The sequence below is a fragment of the Variovorax sp. Soil_C_17 genome (assembly GCF_057657265.1).
In genome coordinates this window covers 1-325 of record NZ_JBDGIT010000062.1, presented here as the reverse complement: position 1 = coordinate 325, position 325 = coordinate 1, and the positions used below count along the sequence as shown (strand labels likewise).

The 325-nt window shown below is 63.1% G+C and carries 1 protein-coding gene; it reads left to right on the top strand.

The window, feature by feature from the left end:
* Positions 1–265, top strand: a 265-nt coding sequence (locus AC3A6Y_RS35040) for a transposase (protein ID WP_487872798.1), incomplete at its 5' end; no start/stop codon positions are given.
* Positions 266–325 lie beyond the last annotated feature (60 nt).

The window sequence follows — 325 nt, the reverse complement described above, 5'->3', positions numbered from 1 at the left end:
CGTGTTGGCCTTCATGACCTTCCCGCGGGCGCACTGGACACAGATCTACAGCACAAACCCTCTGGAGCGGCTGAACGTGGAGATCAAGCGACGCACGAACGTCGTTGGCATCTTCCCCAACGACGCCTCGATCACGCGGCTCGTCGGCGCCATGATGCTCGAGCAGAACGACGAGTGGTCGCTCAACCGGCGCTATATGCAGCTTGAAGGCTTGCAGACCCTGAGCGACACTGCGCCCACTCGGCTGTCCGCAGTGGCACGCTGAGTACCGTGCAGCTCAGCCCTCTCCGGGCTGTGGACCTACACCACGGAATGGGACGCGACC